This window comes from Nocardia sp. JCM 38205, from assembly GCF_058222935.1.
In genome coordinates, this window is the sequence record NZ_JBYHFL010000003.1 from 73,023 (window position 1) to 94,829 (window position 21,807).

At 68.7% G+C, this 21,807-nt stretch carries 16 protein-coding genes; 11 read left to right on the top strand and 5 right to left on the bottom strand.

Going from position 1 to position 21,807, the window contains the following annotated elements; genetic code table 11:
* Positions 1-61 precede the first annotated feature (61 nt).
* Positions 62-1,351: an aspartate aminotransferase type Ic gene (locus AC4HOU_RS12060; RefSeq protein WP_163813471.1), complete on the top strand. Its 1,290-nt coding sequence runs from the start codon at positions 62-64 to the stop codon at positions 1,349-1,351.
* Positions 1,352-1,434: 83 nt separating this feature from the next.
* On the opposite strand, the gene AC4HOU_RS12065 is transcribed toward AC4HOU_RS12060, so the two are convergent.
* Positions 1,435-2,241, bottom strand: coding sequence for a methyltransferase domain-containing protein (locus AC4HOU_RS12065; protein WP_163813470.1), 807 nt, complete (start codon positions 2,239-2,241; stop codon positions 1,435-1,437).
* A 276-nt stretch (positions 2,242-2,517) separates the two neighbouring features.
* On the opposite strand from AC4HOU_RS12065, the gene AC4HOU_RS12070 reads away from it, so the two are divergent.
* The 4 genes from AC4HOU_RS12070 (at position 2,518) to AC4HOU_RS12085 (ending at position 5,946) form a co-directional block, all read left to right on the top strand.
* Positions 2,518-3,090, top strand: coding sequence for an HhH-GPD-type base excision DNA repair protein (locus AC4HOU_RS12070; RefSeq protein ID WP_194992072.1), 573 nt, complete (start codon positions 2,518-2,520; stop codon positions 3,088-3,090).
* A gap of 114 nt (positions 3,091-3,204) precedes the next feature.
* Positions 3,205-3,345 carry a hypothetical protein gene (locus AC4HOU_RS12075; RefSeq protein WP_194992073.1) on the top strand — a complete coding sequence of 47 codons (141 nt, stop codon included), beginning with the start codon at positions 3,205-3,207 and terminating at the stop codon, positions 3,343-3,345.
* 171 nt (positions 3,346-3,516) lie between these two features.
* Positions 3,517-4,230: a DUF8020 domain-containing protein gene (locus AC4HOU_RS12080; RefSeq protein ID WP_195006901.1), complete on the top strand. Its 714-nt coding sequence runs from the start codon at positions 3,517-3,519 to the stop codon at positions 4,228-4,230.
* Positions 4,231-4,677: 447 nt separating this feature from the next.
* Positions 4,678-5,946, top strand: coding sequence for an ROK family transcriptional regulator (locus tag AC4HOU_RS12085; protein WP_163813465.1), 1,269 nt, complete (start codon positions 4,678-4,680; stop codon positions 5,944-5,946).
* A 79-nt stretch (positions 5,947-6,025) separates the two neighbouring features.
* On the opposite strand, the gene AC4HOU_RS12090 is transcribed toward AC4HOU_RS12085, so the two are convergent.
* Positions 6,026-7,654 carry a DUF2207 family protein gene (locus AC4HOU_RS12090; RefSeq protein ID WP_194990179.1) on the bottom strand — a complete coding sequence of 543 codons (1,629 nt, stop codon included), beginning with the start codon at positions 7,652-7,654 and terminating at the stop codon, positions 6,026-6,028.
* Positions 7,655-8,008: 354 nt separating this feature from the next.
* Here AC4HOU_RS12090 and AC4HOU_RS12095 point away from each other — a divergent pair, with 354 nt between their 5' ends.
* Positions 8,009-8,923, top strand: a complete 915-nt coding sequence (locus AC4HOU_RS12095; protein WP_163817825.1) for a neutral zinc metallopeptidase — start codon at positions 8,009-8,011, stop codon at positions 8,921-8,923.
* 508 nt (positions 8,924-9,431) lie between these two features.
* On the top strand, positions 9,432-10,421 hold the full coding sequence (locus tag AC4HOU_RS12100; RefSeq protein WP_490724505.1) for a neutral zinc metallopeptidase: 990 nt from the start codon (positions 9,432-9,434) through the stop codon (positions 10,419-10,421).
* Between the two features lie 30 nt (positions 10,422-10,451).
* Here the strand turns inward: AC4HOU_RS12100 and AC4HOU_RS12105 are convergent, their stop codons facing one another.
* The 3 genes from AC4HOU_RS12105 to AC4HOU_RS12115 form a co-directional block, all read right to left on the bottom strand.
* Positions 10,452-11,144 carry a TetR/AcrR family transcriptional regulator gene (locus AC4HOU_RS12105; RefSeq protein WP_490724506.1) on the bottom strand — a complete coding sequence of 231 codons (693 nt, stop codon included), beginning with the start codon at positions 11,142-11,144 and terminating at the stop codon, positions 10,452-10,454.
* A complete protein-coding gene (locus tag AC4HOU_RS12110; RefSeq protein ID WP_490724507.1) occupies positions 11,141-13,393 on the bottom strand; it encodes an MMPL family transporter in 2,253 nt (750 codons plus the stop codon). Before AC4HOU_RS12110 ends, AC4HOU_RS12105 begins: the two co-directional genes overlap by 4 nt.
* 92 nt (positions 13,394-13,485) lie before the next feature.
* A complete protein-coding gene (locus tag AC4HOU_RS12115; RefSeq protein WP_490724508.1) occupies positions 13,486-14,292 on the bottom strand; it encodes a hypothetical protein in 807 nt (268 codons plus the stop codon).
* A 276-nt stretch (positions 14,293-14,568) separates the two neighbouring features.
* Here AC4HOU_RS12115 and AC4HOU_RS12120 point away from each other — a divergent pair, with 276 nt between their 5' ends.
* The 4 genes from AC4HOU_RS12120 to AC4HOU_RS12135 all read left to right on the top strand — a co-directional run bounded on the left by AC4HOU_RS12120 (position 14,569) and on the right by AC4HOU_RS12135 (position 21,753).
* Positions 14,569-17,025: a DNA polymerase III subunit gamma and tau gene (locus AC4HOU_RS12120; protein WP_490724509.1), complete on the top strand. Its 2,457-nt coding sequence runs from the start codon at positions 14,569-14,571 to the stop codon at positions 17,023-17,025.
* Positions 17,026-17,440: 415 nt separating this feature from the next.
* Positions 17,441-18,652, top strand: a complete 1,212-nt coding sequence (locus AC4HOU_RS12125; protein ID WP_138447751.1) for an acetyl-CoA C-acetyltransferase — start codon at positions 17,441-17,443, stop codon at positions 18,650-18,652.
* Positions 18,653-18,686: 34 nt separating this feature from the next.
* Entirely contained in the window at positions 18,687-20,837 is a 2,151-nt protein-coding gene (locus AC4HOU_RS12130; RefSeq protein WP_163817893.1) for a 3-hydroxyacyl-CoA dehydrogenase NAD-binding domain-containing protein, read from the top strand.
* A 163-nt stretch (positions 20,838-21,000) separates the two neighbouring features.
* On the top strand, positions 21,001-21,753 hold the full coding sequence (locus tag AC4HOU_RS12135; RefSeq protein WP_490724510.1) for a maleylpyruvate isomerase family mycothiol-dependent enzyme: 753 nt from the start codon (positions 21,001-21,003) through the stop codon (positions 21,751-21,753).
* Positions 21,754-21,807 lie beyond the last annotated feature (54 nt).

A 21,807-nucleotide genomic window follows, 5' to 3' on the forward strand; every position in this document is an offset into this window, starting at 1 on the left:
GTGTGCCGAGTGATCGGCCCCCGTTCCCCTTACCCCACGCTGCTTGGAAAGGCTGCCAAGGATGCCCCGGCAAACGCAGATCGGTTTGATGAGCCATGCGGAGCTCGTGTCCGAACACGAGACCCAGACCGCGAATTACGCGACGCTCAAGACCGAGAAGCTCACGCTGGATCTCACCAGGGGTAAACCCTCACCGGAACAACTCGATCTGTCCGCCGCCCTGCTCGCACTGCCCGGCGACGGCGATTTCCGTGACGGCACCGGCACCGACTGCCGCAACTACGGCGGCCTGCACGGCCTGCCCGAACTGCGTGCCATCTTCGGCGAGCTGCTCGGCATCCCGGTCTCGAACCTGCTCGCGGGCAACAACGCCAGCCTCGAGCTGATGCACGACGTCATCACCTTCGCCACCCTCTACGGCACCCCCGATTCGCCGCGCCGCTGGGCCGACGAGCCGACGGTGAAGTTCCTGTGCCCGAGCCCCGGCTACGACCGGCACTTCGCGATCACCGAGGCGCTCGGCTTCGAGATGATCCCGATCCCGATGCGTCACAATGGCCCCGACACCCAGGCCATCGCCGCGCTGCTGGCCGAGGATCCGCAGATCAAGGGTCTGTGGGCGGTGCCGAACTACTCCAATCCCACCGGCGTGGTCTTCTCCGAAGATGTGGTGCGCGAACTGGTTTCGATGCCCGCCGCCGCCCCCGACTACCGCCTGTTCTGGGATAACGCCTACGCGGTGCACCCGCTCACCGACACCGCCGCCCCGGTGCTCGATGTGCTCGGCATGGCCGAGTCAGCGGGAAACCCGAACCGCCCCTTGGTGTTCGCCTCGACCTCCAAGATCACCTTCGCCGGCGCGGGTGTGAGCTTCATCGGCGCCTCCACCGCCAACCTGGACTGGTATCTGAGCCACGCGGGCAAGAAGAGCATCGGCCCGGACAAGATCAACCAGCTGCGCCATCTGCGGTTCTTCACCGACGCGGCTGGGGTGCGCGCGCATATGCAGAAGCATCGCGCGCTGCTCGAGCCGAAGTTCGCGCTGGTGTTGAAGATCCTCGAGGATCGGCTCGGACCGTCGAAGGTGGCGTCCTGGACCGAACCCAAGGGCGGCTATTTCATCAGCCTCGACGTCATGGAGGGCACCGCCGCCCGGGTGATCAGCCTGGCCAAGGACGCCGGAATCGCGCTGACCGCCGCCGGTTCGGCCTTCCCGTACCGGAAGGATCCGGAAGACAAGAACATTCGCATCGCGCCCAGCTTCCCGTCGCTGGACGAACTGGCCAAGGCGATGGACGGCCTTGCCACCTGCGTGCTGCTGGCGGCCACCGAGAAGATGCTCGATAAATAAGGGCTTGAAGGCCGGGGATGCCCCGGTAGCGAACCCGCGGCGGGTACCTCGCGCCGCGGGTTCGTCGTCTCGATCGGCCGGTTTCAGGCGGGTTTGTGGGCGAGCACCGCGAACATCGTCACCGACAGGTGGATGTCGCCGCTCGCCGCGCCCGCGGCCAGATCGGCCAGCAGCTGGTCGCGCTCGGCTTCGGTGATCGAACCGCGCGCCACCGCCATCGCCGAGATCCGCGAGACCAGCGCGCCCGCACCGGCCGAACGCTGCTGGACCAGGGCGTGCGAGCCGATATCGTCGACGACCAGCCCGGCCTTGGTGAGCTGGCCGGGCAGGCGACGGCCGGAGAACGGATTGGTGGTCGCCGAGATGAGGGTGTCGACGACGCCGCGGACCACCCGGTGGTCGCCGGGGTGCACGATCGCGGTGCCCCAATCGGCGTCCACCACCACGACCCGTCCGCCGGGTTTCACCACCCGCGCGATTTCACGGGCGGCGCGATCGGGGGCGGTGAGGTGCTGGAAGACGCGCTCACACAGCACCGCGTCGAAGGTGTCGGCGCCGAACGGGATGCCGTAGGCGTCGCCGGAATGGAATTTCGCCCGGGAGCCGAGCTGGGCGGCGTTGCGTTCGGCCGCGGCCAGCAGATGCGGGTCGGGTTCGACGCCGATGGCAGTGCCGGTGGGGCCGACGGCCTCGGCGAAGGTGATGACCTCCGAGCCGGTGCCCGAGCCGATGTCGACGGCGGTTTCACCGGGCCCCAGTGCGAGCGCCTGATGGGCCCAATCGCGCAACCGCGACAATCCGGGCAGCGCGGCCTCCAGGTCGCGCACATCGATCAGTTGTTCCTGGCCCGCCGAGTCGAAGCGGTCGGGACGTAACCCGAAGCTGTTCATTGGTGCATCCATCGTGGGTGTTGCGGATGTGGGTATCGCCGTTTGTGGCATGCGCCGAGCCTACGTGGGCGGATCAGTGCTCGCGACGCAGGTCTGTGACAGGTATCACTACCGCTGGGTAACCTCGCGGTGGAGTTCGCGCAGGTCCGGCAGACGTTACGAAACACCGCGTTCGGTTCCGCTCCTTTCCGCGCGTCGGCCGCGACGGGCTCGTGCACGGGACCTGGGCGGGGTGGGATGATCGGGGGACATCCGGACCGCTAGGAGGAGCGCAGCATGGCCAAGTTGACTCTCGCGCAGGAACCGGAGGCCGACGAGCTGCTGTCGGAGAGCTCGCTTGCCCTGGTCATCGGCATGTTGCTGGACCAGCAGTATCCGCTGGAGCACGCCTTCCGTGGGCCGAAGAAGATCGCCGACCGGATGGGCGGGCTCGATATTTACCGGATCGCCGAGGCCGACACCGCCGAGTTCGAGGAATTGTGCGCGACCCCGCCCGCCATCCACCGCTACGGGCGCTCGATGGCCCGGCGCACCCAGGACCTCGCGCGCTACATCATCGAGCACTACAACGGTGACGTCGAGGCCATCTGGACCCAGGGCGATCCGGACGGCAAAGAGGTGCTGCGCCGCCTCAAGGACCTGCCCGGCTACGGCGACCAGAAGGCCCGCATCTTCCTCGCCCTGCTCGGCAAACAACTCGGCATCCGGCCCAAGGGCTGGGAGGACGCGGCCGGCGCCTACGCCGAACCCGGTTCGCGCCGCTCGGCCGCCGATATCGTCGACGCGGAATCCCTGCTGGAGGTCCGCGCCTTCAAGAAGCAGATGAAGGCCGCCGCCAAGAAGAGCTGAGCGCGCCGGGCTCACCGGTGAGCGAGCGGACGACGCACCCCCGTGGCCACGGCGATGAATCGCCGGATCCCGGCTCGTCTCCATTGGTGGAGGACGACACCGAGGAGGTTGATCGTGCGTTCGTTGGTGATCACAGAGAACATCACGGTGGACGGTGCCATCGCAGGCAGGGGCCACCAGATTCCCGATCTGAAATTGCTGGACGCCAAGACTTTTCGCAATGAAGTGATCTACGCGTCCTACGCGCCGGTGTAAGGAACGCGTGGCTGGTCCCCACCGCGAGCCGCCGGGGTAACGGCGGCTCGCGGGCAGTGACGCGCCCGCGCACGACTCATTGAAATCTGGCCGCATTTTAATCTCGGCAGCGGTCGCAATTCCGTCGATGCTGTTCCCCGGAAGTTTCATTGAGATGAGGGATTGCGTTTCATGAGGATGAGGAAGCTGGCCGTTATCGCGGTATTGGTGACCGTCGCGACCGGCGTAGCTGCCGGAACATCGGGTGCGGCGCCGGAAAAGGACACCGGAGCCGTCGGTTTCACCGCGCACGCGACGGAAACACAGTCGATCATCACCACCGATGCCGGATCGCTGGTGGTAGAGGACGACACATTCAAGGTCAAGGCCGCGGACGGAACGGTGCTCGCCGGAACACCGTTGCGTTTCCGGGTGGATGAATTCGAATTCCCGATCGCCGCGCAGATTTCGGATCGCACCGCGACGTTGACGCCGCAATTCGATCTCGCGCATGCGGTCTACAAGCCGGTCGCGCTGCCCTTCGAGGACAAGGCGCCGTTCAAGTCTGAATACGATCGGGAAAAGGATGCCTGGACCAGGCTGACGAGCACCATCGCGATGGGGGCGACGATCGGCACACTCGTCGGCGGGCTCGGCGGCGCGGCCGTGGGCTGCGTGCTCGGCGGCATCGCGGGCGCCACCGTCGCCTCGGCCACCATCATCGGCCTGTTCGGTCCGTTCATCCCCGCCGCCGCCATCGGCTGCATCGGTGGTGTCCTCGCCGTCGGTGCGCTCGGCACGGTGGCCGGGCAGTTGCTGGTGACCGCGCCCGTCGCGATCGGGGCCGCGATCCAGTACTTCTCGACGATCAATCAGCCGTTCCCGGCGCCGGCACCGGCGAAGTAGCTGCGGACCGATGGTTGTCCGCCCATCTGGTCCGATCCGCGGGTAAACGGTAGGCCGCGGTGCGGTCTGCGCGGAAACCCCGCCGAGCAATGCTCGGCGGGGTTTCCGCGTGTGCACCGCCGCGCCGTCCGGTTCGGCCGTCGATTGTTCATGATTCGTCAGGCAACGGCTTCACCTGCGGAAACAGTTGTGTCCGGGCGCACATCGGCGTGCCGGGGCTTGGTGCGTCGCCCGAATCGGTGTTACCTTCGATCGCATGTTCACCGGCCGTATCACCGCTCAGCGCGTCACCTATGTGACCGCTGGTCTTGGTCTGCGGCTCCCGCTCACGCGGGAACTGTGTTGTCCCTGCTGTCGCGGCTGAGCGAGTTCTTCCGCTCGCGCGTCGCCGCCACGCCACACGTGTAGGCACGTCCCGTTGACGGGACTTCAGCAAGGAATCCACAGATGTCCCTTCCTACCCTGGAACGTAGCGTTTCTCGGTCCACTGCCCGTGTCCGCAACACTCGCCCGGTCGTCGTCGCGCCGGAACTGCGGATCTCCGACAACCCGGCGGCCGCGGTGCTGCGAGCCGCCACCGGCGGACCCGTCTCGCGCGACAATGCCGCTCGCGCAACAGGTTTGAGTATCGCGACGGTGAACCGTCAGGTCTCGGCACTGCTGACCGCCGGGCTGCTGCGCGAACGCCCCGACCTCACCGCCTCCGGTGCCGTCGGCAGGCCCCGCGTGCCCTTCGAGATCGACCACGACTCGTATCTGACGATCAGCGTGCACATCGGTGCCGCCGCCACCAAGATCGTCGCCGCCGACCTGCGCGGACGCATCCTCGGCGGGCTGGCCATCGCCACGCCGCAGACCGGCCAGGAATTCGCCGTCACCACCGTTGCCCGCAGCGCCCGCGCGTTCCTGCAGCGCTGGCATCGGCGTAAACCGTTGTGGGCCGGGGTCGCCATCGGCGGCCGTGTCGACACACAGACCGGTGTGGTCGACCATCCCAAGCTCGGCTGGCGCGCGGCACCGCTGGGCGCGGTGCTCGCCGAGGTACTCGAACTTCCGGTGTCGGTGGCGCCGCACGTCGAGGCCATGGCCGCATCGGAACTGCTGCTGCCCACCGGTGATCGTGACGTCACCGGGCTCGCCAAGGGCAGCAGCCTCTACTTCTATGTTCGCGAAACCGCCGGTGTGGCCGTCACTTTGGACGGCCGTGTGCACACCCCCAGCAATGGCCCCGGCTCCATCGCGCACCTTCCCACCGGCTCGGACGTCGAATGCACCTGCGGCCGTACGGGTTGCTTCGAGGTGACCGTCGGCGACCGTGCCCTGCACGCCCGCGCCGTCGGCCGCGGCATCATCCCCGCCCACAACGGCACCGCGGGCACCACCATCGCCGACCTCTACCGCGCCGCCGCCGAGGGCTCCCAGCCAGCCCGCGACCTCCTGGCCGAACGCGCGACAACGCTGGGCCAGACCGTCGCCCTCATCCGCGACCTCCTCAACCCCGACCGAGTAGTCCTGGGCGGCCAAGCCTTCACGGCCTACCGCCCCGCCCTGTCCCACGTTTCCCGAGCCTTCAACCAGTCGACAGCCCTCCCTCCCACCGACATCCGCATCACCGGCTTCGCCCCCAAAGTCCAAGAGTTCGCCGCCGTAGTAACCTCCCTGACCCCCCTCTACACCGACCCCCTCTCCGCCCTTCGCCGGGCAACCCTCACCTAGCCGCCGAGCGGTACATGACGTAGGCACTCGCGGCGTGTCGCCTGCGTCATGTACCACTCACCGGCTCGCAATGGGGGAGTCAGTTCCCCGCGGGGAACAGGCCTTCCACCGCGGTGATGAAATACGGGAAATGCCCGGCGAAGCGGTGGAGGTTGGGGTCGCGGTCGAAGCCGCCGAACCAGTAGAGGCCGGGTTGGCGGTCGGCGCTGGGATTGAGGTCGCGGAAGGTGCGGATCCAGTTGTCGGCGCGACCGGTGATGACGGTGAACGGGAGTGCGCGGGAGAAAACCAGCTCCTGGTCGGCGGGGGGAATGGAATCGCGGCGCAGGGCGTCGAGGCCGCGTTGCAGGGCGCGGACCTGGCCGGTGAGGGTGCGGCCGTGGGCGGTGCGGGTGGGCAGGAAACGCGGCAGCAGCAGCGCGGCCACACCGGCGAGCGCGATGGCGACGCCGACGAGGGCGTGGCCGGAGGTGAGGGCCAGGCCGATGGTCGCGCCGACACCGACCACGAGCAGGCCGATGCCCAACCAGATCGGCAGCTTGCGCCGGGTCTGGTCGATGAGCGCGCCGCGCTCGACCGCATCCGCCAGCATCGCTTCGCGCACCGGGCCGGCCTGCACCCGCCCGGGCGCACGCAATTCGCTCACGGTGACGGCCTCCGCGCCGCCGGGCAGCAGCGCCTCGTACACGGCCCGCTCGTACGGCCGCAGCTGATCGTCGGCGGGGTTCACCCGGGTGATCCGCCAATCCGAATCGCTGATCGGCGCGATCCACAGATAGCGCCGTACCGCGAGATCGACGACGGTGGCCGCGATATCGGTCGGGTCGGCGTTCTCGTCGAGCAGCACACCGGCCTCGCCGGGCAGGATGCCGTCGGGGGAGGTGAACTGCGCCTTGCCGTTCTCGCGCAGCACCGGGTCGATGGTGCCGGTTCCCGCATCGGCCTGCTGACGTCGCGCGCGGAACACATACGCCGCCGCGGCCGCAAGGGCCAGCAGCAGCGCACCGAACGCGGCGAGCACCGGCGCGGTGATATCGAAGGCGGTCGAACCGGTTTCGCGGATCTCGGCGTTGGCGGGCACGGTGCCCGGCGGGATCTGCAAGGTCAGGTCGATGGCGTCGCCCTTGTTGAGGTCGGTCTGCTCCAGGTAGAGCACGCCGTCGGCCTCGATGTGCACGTCCGCGCACGGCTTGCTCGCGTTCGGCGGACCGAGTGTGCAGTCCACGATGCCCATTTCGAAGCTCGGGCTGATCAGCGAGGCGGTGATGGAGGCGATATCGGCGTTCATCACGCCCACCCAATGGAAGAGCTGGGTGCCCTCCTGCTCGCTGACGGTGTTGTTCACCGAGTAGCTGAAACTCGATTGGCCGGGATCGGCGCGCACGGTGAACAGATCGCCTTCGACCTTCGCCGTGCCCGCGCCCTCCGCGGTGATGTCGGTGACCTCGAAGACCCGTTCGGCGCCCTCGCCCGCGGGCACCCGCAGCGGCACCGTCATGGTGAACTTGTCACCCTCGGGGACGGTGATCTGCTCTTTGACCTCGAGCACGCCCTCCCGGCTGAGTTTGAGATCGGCGACGATGGTGATGCCATCGGCGACAGCTTCCTGCGCATGGGCTACCGGTGCGGTCGCGGGCGTTCCCATCGCGAGCAATCCGACGATGGTGATAAGCAGCGCGCCGACGGCGCCCCCCCGAAGAGTCAGCATGAGTGCCTACTCTAAACAGCTTGCTATTCTGCGTCAGCGGCTGTCGGTGAACATGAGACGAGGGGGTACGGGGGAGTGAGTCAACCACCGTACGGCTATGGGCCGGTCCCGCCCGGTGGACACCCGATCCCGCCCGGGCATCGCCCGCCCCCCTACGGCCCGCCGCCGGGATACCATCCGCCGCCTGGTCACCGGCCTCCGCCGGGACCGCCGCCCGGTTACGCCGCACCTCCTGGTCACCGGCCCCCGCCTTCGCCCGGCTACGTCCCGCCCGGCTACGCTCCGCCCGGGTACGGCCCGCCGCCGGGATACGCTCAGCGCCCACCGTTTCCGCCGCCCGGCTACGCCAGGCCGATGCCGCCGCCGGTTCCCTACGGCCGTCCACCCGGTCCGCCGCCGCGCCGTTCCGGCGGTGGCGGCAAAGTGGTCGCGGTGCTCGTTGTGCTGGTGCTGGTGGTTGTCGGCGGTCTGGTGCGTGCCGGGGTCAAGACCGGTATTCGTGAGGACGCCTCCGGTCCGCGCCCCGGAATGACCTACGACAACGGCGAAACCGGTCCCGCCAAGACCGCCGACAACCCGCTGGTCACCGACCCCACCGCGACACTGATCCCGGCGAACTGCGATTACGCGCCGTGGGGTACCGGAGTCGAAACCGCGCGTGCATTCTTCGACAGCGCCGAGAACTGCCTGGAGGCCGCGTGGAAGCCCGTGCTGGAGAAGGCCGGACTGCCGTTCCAGGCGCCCACGGTGAACGTTTCCGCCACCACCGAGGGCATCACGACCCCGTGCACGGGCACGACCAGCAACTTCGCCGCCTTCTACTGCCCGGCCAACAAATCCATCTACATGCCGATCAGCCAGTTGCAGACCGATCTGTTCGGCGACAACTGGGTGGTGTACCTGTCGGTGTTCGCGCATGAATACGGCCACCACATCCAGAACATGTCCGGCATTCTCCGCGCCGCCAACAGCGAACGCGTCGATTCCGGTGTGCGCAGCACCCGCGGATTGGAGCTCTCCCGCCGAGTCGAGTTGCAGGCCAACTGCTTCGACGGCATGTACCTGTCGTCGTCCGCGCAGGGCGGCTCGCTGACGTCCGCGCAGATGAGCATGGCCCGCGAAGACGCCGAGCACCGCGGCGACCAGCCCGGCGACATGCGCGACCACGGCAGCACCGCCAACGGCAGCCGCTGGTTCAACACCGGCGTCGACGACAACCGCACCAGTCAATGCAATACGTTCGCCGCGCCGGCGTCCGCGGTGAGTTGATGCCACGGTCCGACCGATGCGCGCCGCCAGATACGGGGGCCGCTTCGATGTGTGGTGGAGGCGCGCAGACGGTTCCGAATGCCTACGGTCAGTGGCGGTGCGGGCCGGTCGGCCGTAGCCGGTCTGCCGGTGACTCGACTGGACGCGGGCCTGCCGAAGCCATACGGTCGTCATTCGCTGCGGGTCACGGCCGTGGATGCCGGACGGCAGAGTGTGATCGGGGAGGAACAACAGCATGACCCAGCCGCCTTACGGCCCACCACCGGGTTACGGCCCGCCGCCGCATGGCCGCCCGCCGAGAAGCGTCCCGCCTCCACCACCTGGCCCTCGTCCACCGTATGCCGCACCGCCGCCGTACGGCGCGCCTCCCGCCTACGGCGCACCGTACCCACCGCCGCCTCCGTACGGTGCGCCTCCGTCGTATGGCGCGCCCCTACCTCCGCCGATGCCGTACGGCCCACCTCCGGGGATGCGGCCGTACGGCCCACCCATGCCGTACGGCCGCCCGATGCCTCCACCGCGTTCCGGCGGTGGAGTAGCGGCCGTCTTCACGATCCTCGGCGTCTTCATCGTCGTCGGCCTGCTGGTCGCGGCGGGATTCGCGGCAAGCTCGTCGGATGGTTCGACAACCGCCTACACCCCGACGAGCACCCCGAGCTACACATACAGCTCGTCGCCCGAACCGACGACGACGTATTCGGCCAGTCCGACCACCACGCGGTCGAGCTCCACCACCAGCCGCCGAACCACCACAACCAGCAGTACCTCCGCGGGACCGAAACCCGTTGCCGCGCTGGCCACCAACCCGCTGTTCACCCACGCGGATACCGGACTCAACAACATCAATTGCTCGTATCCCGCCTGGTCGCCGACGGTGTCGGCGGCGCGTGCGTTCTTCGAGGCGCAATCGGCTTGCCTCGGCCAGATGTGGAGTGCGCTGCTCGAATACGAGAACCTGCCGTTCTCGCCACCCGGCTTGAGCGTGACCGCGACTGCCGCAGAAGCGACTTCGCCGTGCACCGGGGGGAGCAGCAATTTCGCCGCGTTCTATTGCGGTGCGAACAAGACGATCTACATGTCGCTGGACAGTTTCATGAAGAACGAGGACCCCTACGACACCGTGGTCTTCATGGCGGTCTTCGCGCACGAATACGGACATCATGTGGAAAACCTGACCGGCATTCTGAAACAGTCGCATCAGGAGTCCTACGATGCGGGCCCCACCACCGCGCTCGGCCTCGAGCACTCGCGGCGGCTGGAACTGGCCGCCCAGTGCTTCGGTGGCATGTTCATCGGCTCATCGACCTTCGTCGGCACGATTACCGCCGATGACGCGATGGAGACCGTGCGCGACAACTACAACCGCGGTGATTTCCCGGGCGATATGCGTGACCACGGATCCCCGCAGAATTACGGTGGCTGGTACGAGCACGGGTATCGCAACAACCGGGTCCAAATGTGCAATACCTGGGCTGCGTCGTCGGATTCGGTGTCCTGAGGCATCGGCGCGCCCGCCGGGCATGGCGGACTACGCTCCCCGCTTCTCCTCCCGTAACCGCGCGAACCACCCCGCCGCTTCCTCCGGCGTCGCCTGCTCGCCGATGAGGTTCATGACGATGTGCCCGGCGCAGGCTGCCGCGAGCACGCGTTCGGCGGCGGCCATCGGATCGCCCCAGGGCAGATAGGGTTTCGCCAGCAGCAGGGAGGCGATGCCGTGCGCGGCCGACCACAGTTCCAGCACGACGGGGGTGGGGTCGCCGGGATCGATCAGGCCGTCGTCCATCGCGGCCTTGACGGTGTCGGCCATGTATTGGAATGCGCTGCTGGTGAGGACCTGGTCGACGGCGCCGCGGGTTTCGGCGGGGGCGGTGGCCAGCCGGTACTGCTCGGGGTGGTCGAGTGCGAAGCGGACGTACGCCATGCCGAGATGGTGCAGGCGGACGATGGGATTCGCGGCGGGGTCGGCGTCGACGGCGGCGCGCATGGCCGTGTCCAGATCCTCGAACACCTGCGCCACCACCGCGTCGATGAGCTCGTCCTTATCGGCGAAATGCCGGTAGATCGACGGTGCGCTCACCCCGACCAGCTTGCCGACCGCGCGGATCGAGACGGCCTCGGCATTACCGGTGCGGTTGAGCAGATCGGCGGTGGCGGCGAGGATCTCACTGCGCAGCTGGGAACCGGTGCCGCGCGGTGAGCGTGGTCTGCGGGCAGCGATCATCGATGCCCTGCCGGTTCGGGGACACGGGCGACGGGTTCGGGTTCCTCGCTGAGCCCGATCTTGGCGTGCAGCCGGGCCAGCGGTTTCGGCGCCCACCAGTTCGCCGGGCCGAGCAGCCGCATCAGCGCGGGGGCGAGCAGCGCACGGATGATGGTGGCGTCGGCGAGCACGGTCAACGTCAGGCCCAGGCCCATGAGCTGGATGAACGAGACCTTCGAGGTGACCATCGCGCCGATCACGATGGCCATCAATACCGCTGCGGCGGTGAAGATCCGGCCGGTGCGGGCCACACCGATCGCGACGGCCTCGGTGTTGTCCTCGGCCGCGAGTTCGTCGCCGGTGCGCTCGGCCCGCCTGGCGACCCATTCCTCACGGATCCGCGACAGCAGGAACACCTCGTAGTCCATGGACAGCCCGAACGCGACGCAGAACATCAGGATCGGCATGGTCGGCACCAGATAGCCCACGGGCGTGAAACCGATCAGGCCGGAGAAGTGGCCTTCCTGGAAGATCCACACCATTGCGCCGAAGGCCGCCGTCAGCGAGAGCGTGTTCAGCAGGATCGCCTTCAATGGCAGCACCACACTGCCGGTGAACAGGAACAACACCACGAACGTCGCCAGCGCGATGAGTAGCCCGGCCAACAGGAGCTTGGAGCCGAGCGCGTCCAGGGAATCGGCGTTGACCGCGGCCGCGCCGGTGAACAGCGTGGGCGCGGGGGCGGGCACCGCGCGCAGCTGTTCGAGCTGTTCGGAGCCCTCGGGGGAGAACGGGTCCAGGTCGGTCGCCACGGTGAGGTAGGTGCCGGTCTCGTTGGCCATCTCGGGTTGCCCCGGCGCCATCCGCCGCCCCGAGACATACACTCCGGCGCTGGACAGTACGGCCGGAACGTCGTCGACCGTGGACAGGCGGGCGGCGTAGTCGGCGACGGCGTTCTGATCGTGGAAGTCGTCGAGCACGATGGTGCCGCTGGCCCCGGAATCGGCGCGCGGGAACTCCTCGCGCAATGCGTCGCCCACCTGACGGCTGTTGGCGCTGTCGGGCATCACCCGATCGTCCGGGTAGCCGAATTTCACGCCGAGGAACGGCGAGCCGAGCGCCAGCAGCAGCGCGATGATCACCACCGCGACCGGCACCGCGAACCGCATGACCTGTTTGGTGGTGCGGTACCAGAGGGTGTGCTCGGGAATCATCGGTCCGCTCGGATGCGGATCGCGGCCGAACAGCCGCCGCAGCGGAGCGCGGAGATCGAGGGCGTTGACCCGATGCCCGATCAGCACCAGCGCGGCGGGCAGCACGAACAGCGCGGCCGCGGCGGCGGCGATCACCACAGCCACGCCGGCGTAGGCGAACGATTTGAGGAAGTACAGGTCGAACACGCTCAGCACCGCCAGCGAGAGCGCGACCGTCACCGCGGAGTAGAGCACGGTGCGTCCGGCCGTCTGCACGGCGCGGGTGGTGGCCGCTACCGGCTCCAGGCCCGCCGCCAGTTCCTCGCGGTACCGGCTGACGATGAACAGGCTGTAGTCGATGGCCAGCGCCAGGCCCATGGCCGTGGTCATGTTCAGCGCGTAGATCGAGACGTCGGTGAACAGCGTGACCACCCGCAGGATGGCCAGCGTCGCGGCGATCGCGAACAGCCCGACCATCACCGGCAGCGAGGCGGCGATCAGGCTGCCGAACACCAGGATCAGCACGATCAGCGACAACGGCACCGCGACCGCTTCGGCCACCGCCAGATCATGGGTGATCTGCTCGGTGACGTCGTGATACACCGCCGCGACGCCGCCCTGGCGCACGGTCACGCCGCCGCTGGTGCCGGTGAGTTGCTCGGTGAGCTCGCCGGCGACCTGCTGAATCCGGTTCTCGTCGCCCTCGATCTCGGCGATGATCAGGCCGCTGTCGCCGTCGGTGCTGCCCAGCGCCGCGGCCATGGCCGGCGGGCTGGTCCAGAAGGATTGGATTCCGCTGATGTCGTCGCGGGCGCGCAGGGCGTCGACGAGTTCGGTGGCGCGGGCGCTGGTGGCCGGATCGCGCAGCCCGGCCTCGGAGCTGACCAGCAGCACGAAATTCGGGGAGGCGCCGGGGAAGTTCTCCGCCAGCAATTCGGCGGCGCGGGTGGATTCGGCGTCGTCGGTGGTGAATCCACCGGATTTCATATGCGCCGACGCGGTGGCCCCGACGATGCCGAAGAGCACGGCGAGTGCGAACGCCACCGCGAGCACGATGCGCGGGAAGCGTGTGGTCAAGCGCGCTATTCGGATCAGCACAGGAGCCCCCTCCAGTAAGTTAGTGGCGTTAGCGTAACGCGGTTAACCTGGTGGCGGAAGGGGCAGATTCGCTATCGGCGCCCGCGCGCCAGCGCGCGTCGGCCGCGCGGACCGAGGGCCGGCCGCTCCTCGTGCACCGTTATCCAGCCCGCGATCGTCAGCCAGCGCTGCTGCGCGAGGGCGTCGGCGCCGTCGAAGAAGATCGGCACACCCGAGCGATCCCGCATATGGACGGCGAGTTCCCGCCAGGTGTGGCCGCAGGCCCGGTCGACGTGCCGGGCCACCGCCGCGCCGATCAGATGGATCGGCTGCGCCGAGACCTGGTCGCCGTACTGCTCGGAGTGGAAACGCCGGGCCGCGCACAGCGATCCCGGCTCGTCGTCATAGGCGATCCAGCCCGCCCGCTGCGCGCGCTCGATCAGCCACAGATGCTTGAGCGCATTCGGCGCGATCTCGCCCACCCGGCTCTGAATCAGCAGGGCGACCGGCTCGGAGGCCAGCGCGTCGCGGCGGGTCGGGCCGACGCCGTTGGCCAGCCAATGCGCCTCGGCGACGGTGGCGAGCAGGCGGCCGAAATCGTCGATCCAGCGTTGTGCGCGCCTGCCGAGATCGGCCACCCGCTCGGCTTCGCGGCGCATCTCGTTCTGCGCGGTGAGCGTGCGAATGGCGGCCATGGTCGGTACCTGGCCGCGCTCGAGCAATTCCAGGATGGTGGCCGAGGTGACGGGATCGGCGACGGCGCTGACCGGTAGCGATTCGCGCTCTACCGCGAAATCGCCCGGGCTGATCGCGCGGCTGAGCAGCTGCACGGCGGCGCGGTTCCCGGCGAATTCGGTGCCGGAAAGCCAGGCGGCGGCAATGTCTTCACACGACGACACGGCGAGTTCCTCCGGGTGCGGGGGCGTGGATTCGTCGAGCTCGGTTGTGCCCCGGCCGGGGTGGATCCGACCGGGGTCACCAACCTGATGAAGATTGGCTACCGAAGTTGCCGACAACAGGTTAGCCAGCTGGTTGCGCCGGCATGCGCGAGGTGACGGTTTCGTTATTCGCTGGGTCGCTGCCGACATTCCGGTGGCGGTGGCCCGGCATTCTGGTGGCGCGGGCGCGACCAGCGCGGGTGTTCACCTGTCGGTGCCCGCCGGTAACCTCTGGCCGTGGCTCTGTACCGGAAGTACCGACCGGCTTCGTTCGCTGAGGTAGTGGGTCAGGAGCACGTCACCGACCCGCTGAGCACCGCGCTCGACACCGGGCGGATCAGTCATGCCTACCTGTTCTCCGGGCCACGCGGTTGCGGTAAGACCTCCTCCGCGCGGATCCTGGCGCGGTCGCTGAACTGTGTGGAAGGCCCGACCTCGCGCCCCTGCGGGGTCTGCCCGTCGTGTGTGGCGTTGGCGCCCGGCGGCCCGGGCAACCTGGACGTCATCGAGCTCGACGCCGCCAGCCACGGCGGTGTCGACGACACCCGTGAGCTGCGCGACCGTGCCTTCTACGCGCCCGCCGAATCGCGCTACCGGGTGTTCATCGTCGACGAGGCGCACATGGTCACCACGGCCGGTTTCAACGCGCTGCTCAAGATCGTCGAGGAACCGCCGGCCCATCTGATCTTCATCTTCGCCACCACCGAGCCGGACAAGGTGTTGCCGACCATCCGTTCGCGCACCCACCACTACCCGTTCCGGTTGCTTCCGCCCGCCACCATGCGCGGCCTGCTCGGCCGCATCTGTGAACAGGAGAACGTGCCCGTCGAGGAGGCGGTGTATCCGCTGGTGATCCGGGCGGGCGGCGGTTCGCCGCGCGACAGTCTCAGCGTGCTGGACCAGTTGCTGGCGGGCGCAGGGCCCGAGGGCGTCACCTATACGCGGGCGGTGTCGCTGCTCGGCGTCACCGATGTGGCGTTGATCGACGACGCCGTCGGTGCGCTGGCCACCTCCGACGGCGCGGCGCTGTTCGGCACCATCGACCGGGTGATGGAGGCCGGGCACGATCCGCGCCGCTTCTCCGTCGACCTGCTCGAACGCCTGCGCGATCTGATCCTGCTGCGCGCGGTGCCCGACGCCGCCGAACGTGGCCTGGTCGCCGCCCCCGGCGATCAGCTCGAACGCATGCAAGCCCAGGCCGAGAGCATCGGCCCCGCCGCACTCACCCGCTACGCCGAACTCCTGCACGCCGGCCTCGGCGAAATGCGCGGCGCCACCGCCCCGCGCCTGCTGCTCGAGGTCATCTGCGCCCGCATGCTGCTGCCCGCCGCCACCGACTCGGACGCGGCGGCGTTGCAACGCCTCGAGCACCTGGAACGCCAGTTCGCTTCCGGTGCCGTGCCTTCCGCGGCGGCCGGGGCTCCACCGGCCGTTCCCGCGCCGCCTCCGGCCCCCGCCGACCCCAATCGTCGCCGCGGCGCCGAAGCCCTTGCCGCGCTGCGTGAATCGCGCGCGCCGAAGTCGGAACCGCAGGATGCCGTGGCGGCCTCCGGCGCTGATCAGCCGAGCACTGATCAGGTCTCGGCCCAGCAGGATGGCGCGGCTGCCCGGCCCGAGGCGGCAATACCCGCGAACACCCAGCAGCCGCCAGCGGCGGAGCCGCAGATAACCCCCGTCAGTGCCGGCGACGCGACCCCCGCCGAGCAGCCCCCGGCCGGGAGCGATCACGACACTGCACCCGCCGCCGAGCCGATCGACGAGCCCGCCGCCGAGGCCACCCCGGTGGTCGCGGCCGTCGAGGAGCCTCGAGTCGATGACCTCGCGGGTGGGGAAGCGGCAGAGCCGGAGCAAGGACCTGACGCCGACGACGAGGTCGGCGCGCCCGGTGCCGAGACGGAAGTGGTCACCGCACCCGCCCCCACCGGCGATCCGCTGGCCGAACTCGAAGCCGCCTGGGCCGATATCAAGGCCGAGGTGCGCAAGATCGCGGTCGCGGTGCACGCGATGTTGACCGCCGCCGCACCGGCCCGCGTCGACGGCGCCACCGCCGTCTTCGTTCACCCGCATGACGCACTCGTGAAGCGGCTGTCCGAGCAACGCAGTGTGGATGCGCTGCGGGCAGCGTTGCAGACGGTGCTCGGGCGTGAATTCGATGTGCGGTTCGAGGCAGGCGCCGGACAGACCGCACCGCGCGGTGGCGCGGGTACTCGCGGCCGTGGTGGCCGGGAATCCGGTGGCGGCGGATCGCGCCGGTCCGGCGACGGCGCCGCCGAGGATCCCGCGCCGGCGCCGGGAGCGTCCGAACCATCCGCCCCGCGCAGCTTCTCCCGGCCGAGCGCATCCGCCCCGGCGGGCTCGCCGTCGACTCCTGCCGAGCCGGGCGCCGACTCGGCATCCGCCCGGGCCACCACAACCAAGGCGGCGAGCACCCCGCCCCGCTTCTCCCGCCCCAGCCAGGCCAAGGCCGCCCCGATAGCCGACGACGACATTCCGCCCCCCGATTACCCCGATCTGCCCGACGATCCGGGCCCTGGCGAGTACAGCGGCGCGCCGATCCCGCCGCCGACGCCGGAGGAAGAGCAGGAGATGCTGGCCGAATCCGCGCGGCCGGTGGCGCCGGGAGACCGGCAGGACCCGGATGAGGTCGCCCTGCAATTGCTCGCCTCCGAGCTGGGTGCCGTCCGGTTGGAGTGAGGCGCATCGCACCCGGCCAGAGGGTTGACAACCACTGCCCGCCCGACGTTAAGTTAACCGGAGTTCGCATCCGGCGGTAGTATGTGCGGGTGGCCGCGAGCTCATGCGAGGCGAGGTTCTATCGTATGCCCAGGCGTACGGGCGACCTTGTCTTGCGTCGGCAGGCCCATGTCCTCGTTTGTACAGCGTTAGGCGGTAGTGGCGAAGACTGGGCAGGCGGCAGCTCTAGTAACCACCGCGGTTGCGTGAGCAGCGCAAATTGAACATGGGCGGTGTGAGCGTGGTGGCACGACTGGCACCGGGAGTACCGCGAATTGAATACACACGGTCGGTCTCATGGCCGGTCGGCGAGGTTACCCGCGCCGGTGCCGCCTAGTGCGGTCCGGGCGCAACCCTAGGAAGGAAACACTCCGATATGACCACAGAGGCCTACATTTTCGAGGCCATCCGCACCCCGCGCGGCCGCAACAAGAAGGGGTCGCTGCACTCGGTCAAGCCGATCGACCTCACCACGGGTCTGGTTCAGGAGCTGCGCAATCGCTTCCCGAACCTCGACGAAGACCGGATCTCGGATCTGATCCTCGGTGTCGTTTCCCCGGTCGGTGACCAGGGCGCCGATATCGCCCGCACCACCGTGCTCACCGCGGGCCTGCCCGACACCGTCGGCGGCTTCCAGCTCAACCGCTTCTGTGCCTCCGGCCTCGAGGCCGTGAACCTGGCCGCGCAGAAGGTGCGCTCGGGCTTCGACGATCTGGTGATCGCCGGTGGCGTCGAGTCGATGTCGCGCGTGCCGATGGGCTCCGACGGCGGCGCGTGGGCCATGGACCCGGCCACCGCCTACGACACCTACTTCGTGCCGCAGGGTGTGTCCGCCGACCTGATCGCCACCATCGAGGGCTTCTCCCGCGAGGATGTCGACGCCTACGCCGTGCGCTCGCAGGAGCTGGCCGCCAAGGCCACCTCGGGCGGCTACTTCGCCAAGTCGATCGTTCCCGTGAAGGATCAGAACGGCCTGGTCGTGCTCGACAACGACGAGCACATGCGCCCCGGCACCACCCTGGAAGACCTCGCCAAGCTGAACCCCTCCTTCGCCGGTCTGGGCGAGATGGGCGGCTTCGACGCGGTGGCGCTGCAGAAGTTCCACTTCGTGGAGAAGATCAACCACGTCCACCACGGCGGTAACAGCTCCGGCATCGTCGATGGCGCCGCGCTGCTGCTGATCGGTACCGAAGAGGCAGGTAAGGCCTCCGGCCTGACCCCGCGCGCTCGCGTCGTGGCCACCGCCACCAGCGGCGCCGACGCCACCATCATGCTGACCGGCCCGACCCCGGCCGCGAAGAAGGCCCTGGCCACGGCCGGCCTGACCATCGACGACATGGACCTGGTCGAGATCAACGAGGCCTTCGCCTCGGTGGTGCTGAAGTTCCAGAAGGACCTGAAGGTTCCGGACGAGAAGCTGAACGTCAACGGTGGCGCGATCGCCATGGGCCACCCGCTGGGTGCCACCGGCGCGATGATCACCGGCACCATGGTCGACGAGCTGGAGCGCCGCAACGGCCGCTACGCGCTGATCACCCTGTGCATCGGCGGCGGCATGGGCGTGGCCACCATCATCGAGCGCGTCTGACCCCCAACCGATACTTCACAAGGAGAAAGAAACTGTGAGCGAGACCAACATGATCGGTTGGGAGCAGGATTCGGACGGCATCGTCGTGCTGACGATGGACGACCCGAACCAGAGCGCCAACACGATGAACGACCTGTACAAGAAGTCGATGACCGCGACGGTCGAGCGGCTCGAGGCCGAGAAGGACAACATCACCGGTGTGGTGCTGACCTCGGCCAAGAAGACCTTCTTCGCCGGTGGCGACCTGAAGAACATGATGAAGGTCGGCAAGGACGACGCTCAGGCCCTCATGGATGAGCTCGGCCAGATCAAGGGCGCCCTGCGTCGCCTGGAGACCCTCGGCAAGCCGGTCGTCTCCGCCATCAACGGCGCCGCCCTCGGTGGTGGCCTGGAGATCACCCTCGCCACCCACTACCGGATCGCGGCGGATGTGCCCGGTGTGCAGCTCGGTCTGCCCGAGGTCACCCTCGGCCTGCTGCCCGCCGGCGGCGGCGTCATCCGCACCGTGCGCATGCTCGGCCTGCAGGGTGCGCTCATGCAGGTGCTGCTGCAGGGCCAGAAGTACCGGCCCGCGAAGGCCAAGGAGATCGGCCTGATCAACGAGGTCGTCGGCTCGGTCGAGGAACTGGTCCCCGCCGCCAAGGCGTGGATCAAGGCCAACCCCGAGGGTGGCGTCCAGCCGTGGGACAAGAAGGGCTTCAAGATCCCCGGCGGCACCCCGTCCTCGCCCGCGTTCGCGGCGAACCTGCCGGCCTTCCCGGCCAACCTGCGTAAGCAGATCAAGGGCGCGAACATGCCCGCCCCGCGCGCGATCATGTCCGCCGCGGTCGAGGGTTCGCAGGTCGACATCGACAACGCCTCGCTGATCGAGTCGCGCTACTTCGTGCACCTGCTCACCGGCCCGGTCGCCAAGAACATGATCCAGGCGTTCTTCTTCGACCTGCAGTCGATCAACAACGGTGGCTCGCGTCCGGCCGATGTGCCCAAGCGTGAGATCAAGAAGGTCGGCGTGCTCGGCGCGGGCATGATGGGCGCCGGTATCGCCTACGTGTCGGCCAAGGCCGGCTACGAGGTCGTGCTCAAGGACGTCACCCTCGAGGCCGCCGAGCGTGGCAAGGGCTACTCGGAGAAGATCGAGGCCAAGGCCCTCTCCCGGGGTAAGACCACCGAGGAGAAGTCCAAGGCGCTGCTGGACCGGATCAAGCCGACCGCGGACGCGGCCGACTTCGCCGGTGTCGACTTCGTCATCGAGGCCGTCTTCGAGAACACCGAGCTCAAGCACAAGGTGTTCCAGGAGATCGAGGACATCGTCGACGCGGACGCCCTGCTCGGCTCCAACACCTCCACCCTGCCGATCACCGGTCTGGCGACCGGCGTGAAGCGCCAGGAGGACTTCATCGGCATCCACTTCTTCTCGCCGGTCGACAAGATGCCGCTGGTGGAGATCATCAAGGGTGAGAAGACCTCGCCCGAGGCGCTGGCGCGGGTGTTCGACTACACCCTCGCGATCAAGAAGACCCCGATCGTCGTCAACGACAGCCGCGGCTTCTTCACCTCGCGCGTCATCGGCACCTTCGTCAACGAGGCGATCGCCATGCTCGGCGAGGGCATCGCGCCCGCGACCATCGAGCAGGCGGGTCTGCAGGCGGGCTACCCGGCCGCGCCGCTGCAGCTGTCGGATGAGCTGAACATGAAGCTCATGCTGAAGATCGCCAAGGAGACCGAAGAGGCCATCGCGCGTGGTGAGGTCACCATGGGCAAGGAGCGTCACCCGGCCATCGACGTCATCGAGTTCATGGTGAACTCGGGTCGCCCGGGCCGCCTGGAGAAGGCGGGCTTCTACGACTACGACGAGAACGGCAAGCGCATCGGCCTGTGGTCCGGCCTGGCCGAGCACTACAAGTCGAACATCGGCTTCGGTGTGCCGATCCAGGATCTGATCGACCGCATGCTGTTCATCGAGGCGATCGAGACCCAGAAGTGTTTCGACGAGGGCGTGCTGGAGAAGACCGCCGACGCCAACATCGGCTCGATCTTCGGCATCGGCTACCCGGCCTGGACCGGTGGTGTGCACCAGTTCATCGTCGGCTACCCGGGCGGCCAGGAGGCCTTCGTGGCTCGCGCCGACGAGCTGGCCAAGACCTACGGTGCGCGTTTCGAGGTTCCGGCTTCGCTGCGCAAGTAGTCATCGCTCGCGGTCGCTGATCGCGAAAGGCAAGGCCCGTCACCGTGTTTCGCGGTGGCGGGCCTTCGCCGTCCGGTGCCGGTTTCCGGCCGGATCGGCGGTGCCGGACCCGAGCTCACCCGGGCCGCGGGCCGGCGGTGAGGCGGCGGCTAACGTCGGGTGGGTGGAATTCGGCGAGCATATCGAGCAGCTCACGGCGCATGCCGCGGCCCTGCGATCGGACGTGGTGGCCTGCGGCCCCGATCCTGCGGTGCCCACCTGTCCGGGATGGACTGTGCGGCAACTGGTTCGGCATCTCGCGCGGGTGTACCAGTGGGTCGAACAGGCCTTGCGCAGCGAGCCCGGTGCATCGGAACCGCCGCGCGCGGAGGAGCCTCCGGTCGAGTGGCCGGAGCTGATCGACTACTGGGACGCCCGGCTGACGGCAATGCTCACCGCATTGACCGAACTCGGCCCGGACGCTCCCACCTGGGTCTTCGCCGGCGCCGACACCGCGACCGCCCGTTTCTGGGCGCGCAGGCAGGCCCACGAGACCGCCATCCACCGGCTCGATGCCAGGCATGCCAGGATCGGTTCGGTCGACCCAGGCGCTGTCGGCGAGCTCTTCGACACCCGCTTCGCCGCCGACGGGATCGATGAGGCGCTGCGGGTGACCATCCCGCGCCAGTTGCGCCGCATTCCACCGCCCCGCGGCGGCAGGGTCCTCGTGCACGCGGTCGATACCGATCTCGCCTGGACCGTGCGGCTCTCGACCGACAGCGAACCGCTGCGGGTCAGCCTCGGCGGCCCGCCGTCCCCCGCGGACGCCTCGCTGAGCGGCGCCGCCGACCAGGTGTACCGCGCGGTCTGGCAGCGCCCGAGCCGGGCCGTCCGGCGCGGTGATCTGGGACTGACCGCCGCCCTCACCCCACCCTGATCGGATCGCCCGCCACGCGGGACGGGAAACCCACCCACACCGTCGCGCACCGAG

What these genes read in the sequence shown, in the direction of transcription:
- AC4HOU_RS12080 (WP_195006901.1), top strand. Translation starts at nt 3,517, where the DNA reads ATGAGGATGAGGAAGCTGGCCGTTATCGCGGTATTGGTGACCGTCGCG.
- AC4HOU_RS12090 (WP_194990179.1), bottom strand. Translation starts at nt 7,654, where the DNA reads ATGCTGACTCTTCGGGGGGGCGCCGTCGGCGCGCTGCTTATCACCATC.
- AC4HOU_RS12070 (WP_194992072.1), top strand. Translation starts at nt 2,518, where the DNA reads ATGGCCAAGTTGACTCTCGCGCAGGAACCGGAGGCCGACGAGCTGCTG.
- AC4HOU_RS12125 (WP_138447751.1), top strand. Translation starts at nt 17,441, where the DNA reads ATGACCACAGAGGCCTACATTTTCGAGGCCATCCGCACCCCGCGCGGC.
- AC4HOU_RS12095 (WP_163817825.1), top strand. Translation starts at nt 8,009, where the DNA reads ATGCCGCCGCCGGTTCCCTACGGCCGTCCACCCGGTCCGCCGCCGCGC.
- AC4HOU_RS12085 (WP_163813465.1), top strand. Translation starts at nt 4,678, where the DNA reads ATGTCCCTTCCTACCCTGGAACGTAGCGTTTCTCGGTCCACTGCCCGT.
- AC4HOU_RS12065 (WP_163813470.1), bottom strand. Translation starts at nt 2,241, where the DNA reads ATGAACAGCTTCGGGTTACGTCCCGACCGCTTCGACTCGGCGGGCCAG.
- AC4HOU_RS12060 (WP_163813471.1), top strand. Translation starts at nt 62, where the DNA reads ATGCCCCGGCAAACGCAGATCGGTTTGATGAGCCATGCGGAGCTCGTG.
- AC4HOU_RS12105 (WP_490724506.1), bottom strand. Translation starts at nt 11,144, where the DNA reads ATGATCGCTGCCCGCAGACCACGCTCACCGCGCGGCACCGGTTCCCAG.
- AC4HOU_RS12100 (WP_490724505.1), top strand. Translation starts at nt 9,432, where the DNA reads ATGCCTCCACCGCGTTCCGGCGGTGGAGTAGCGGCCGTCTTCACGATC.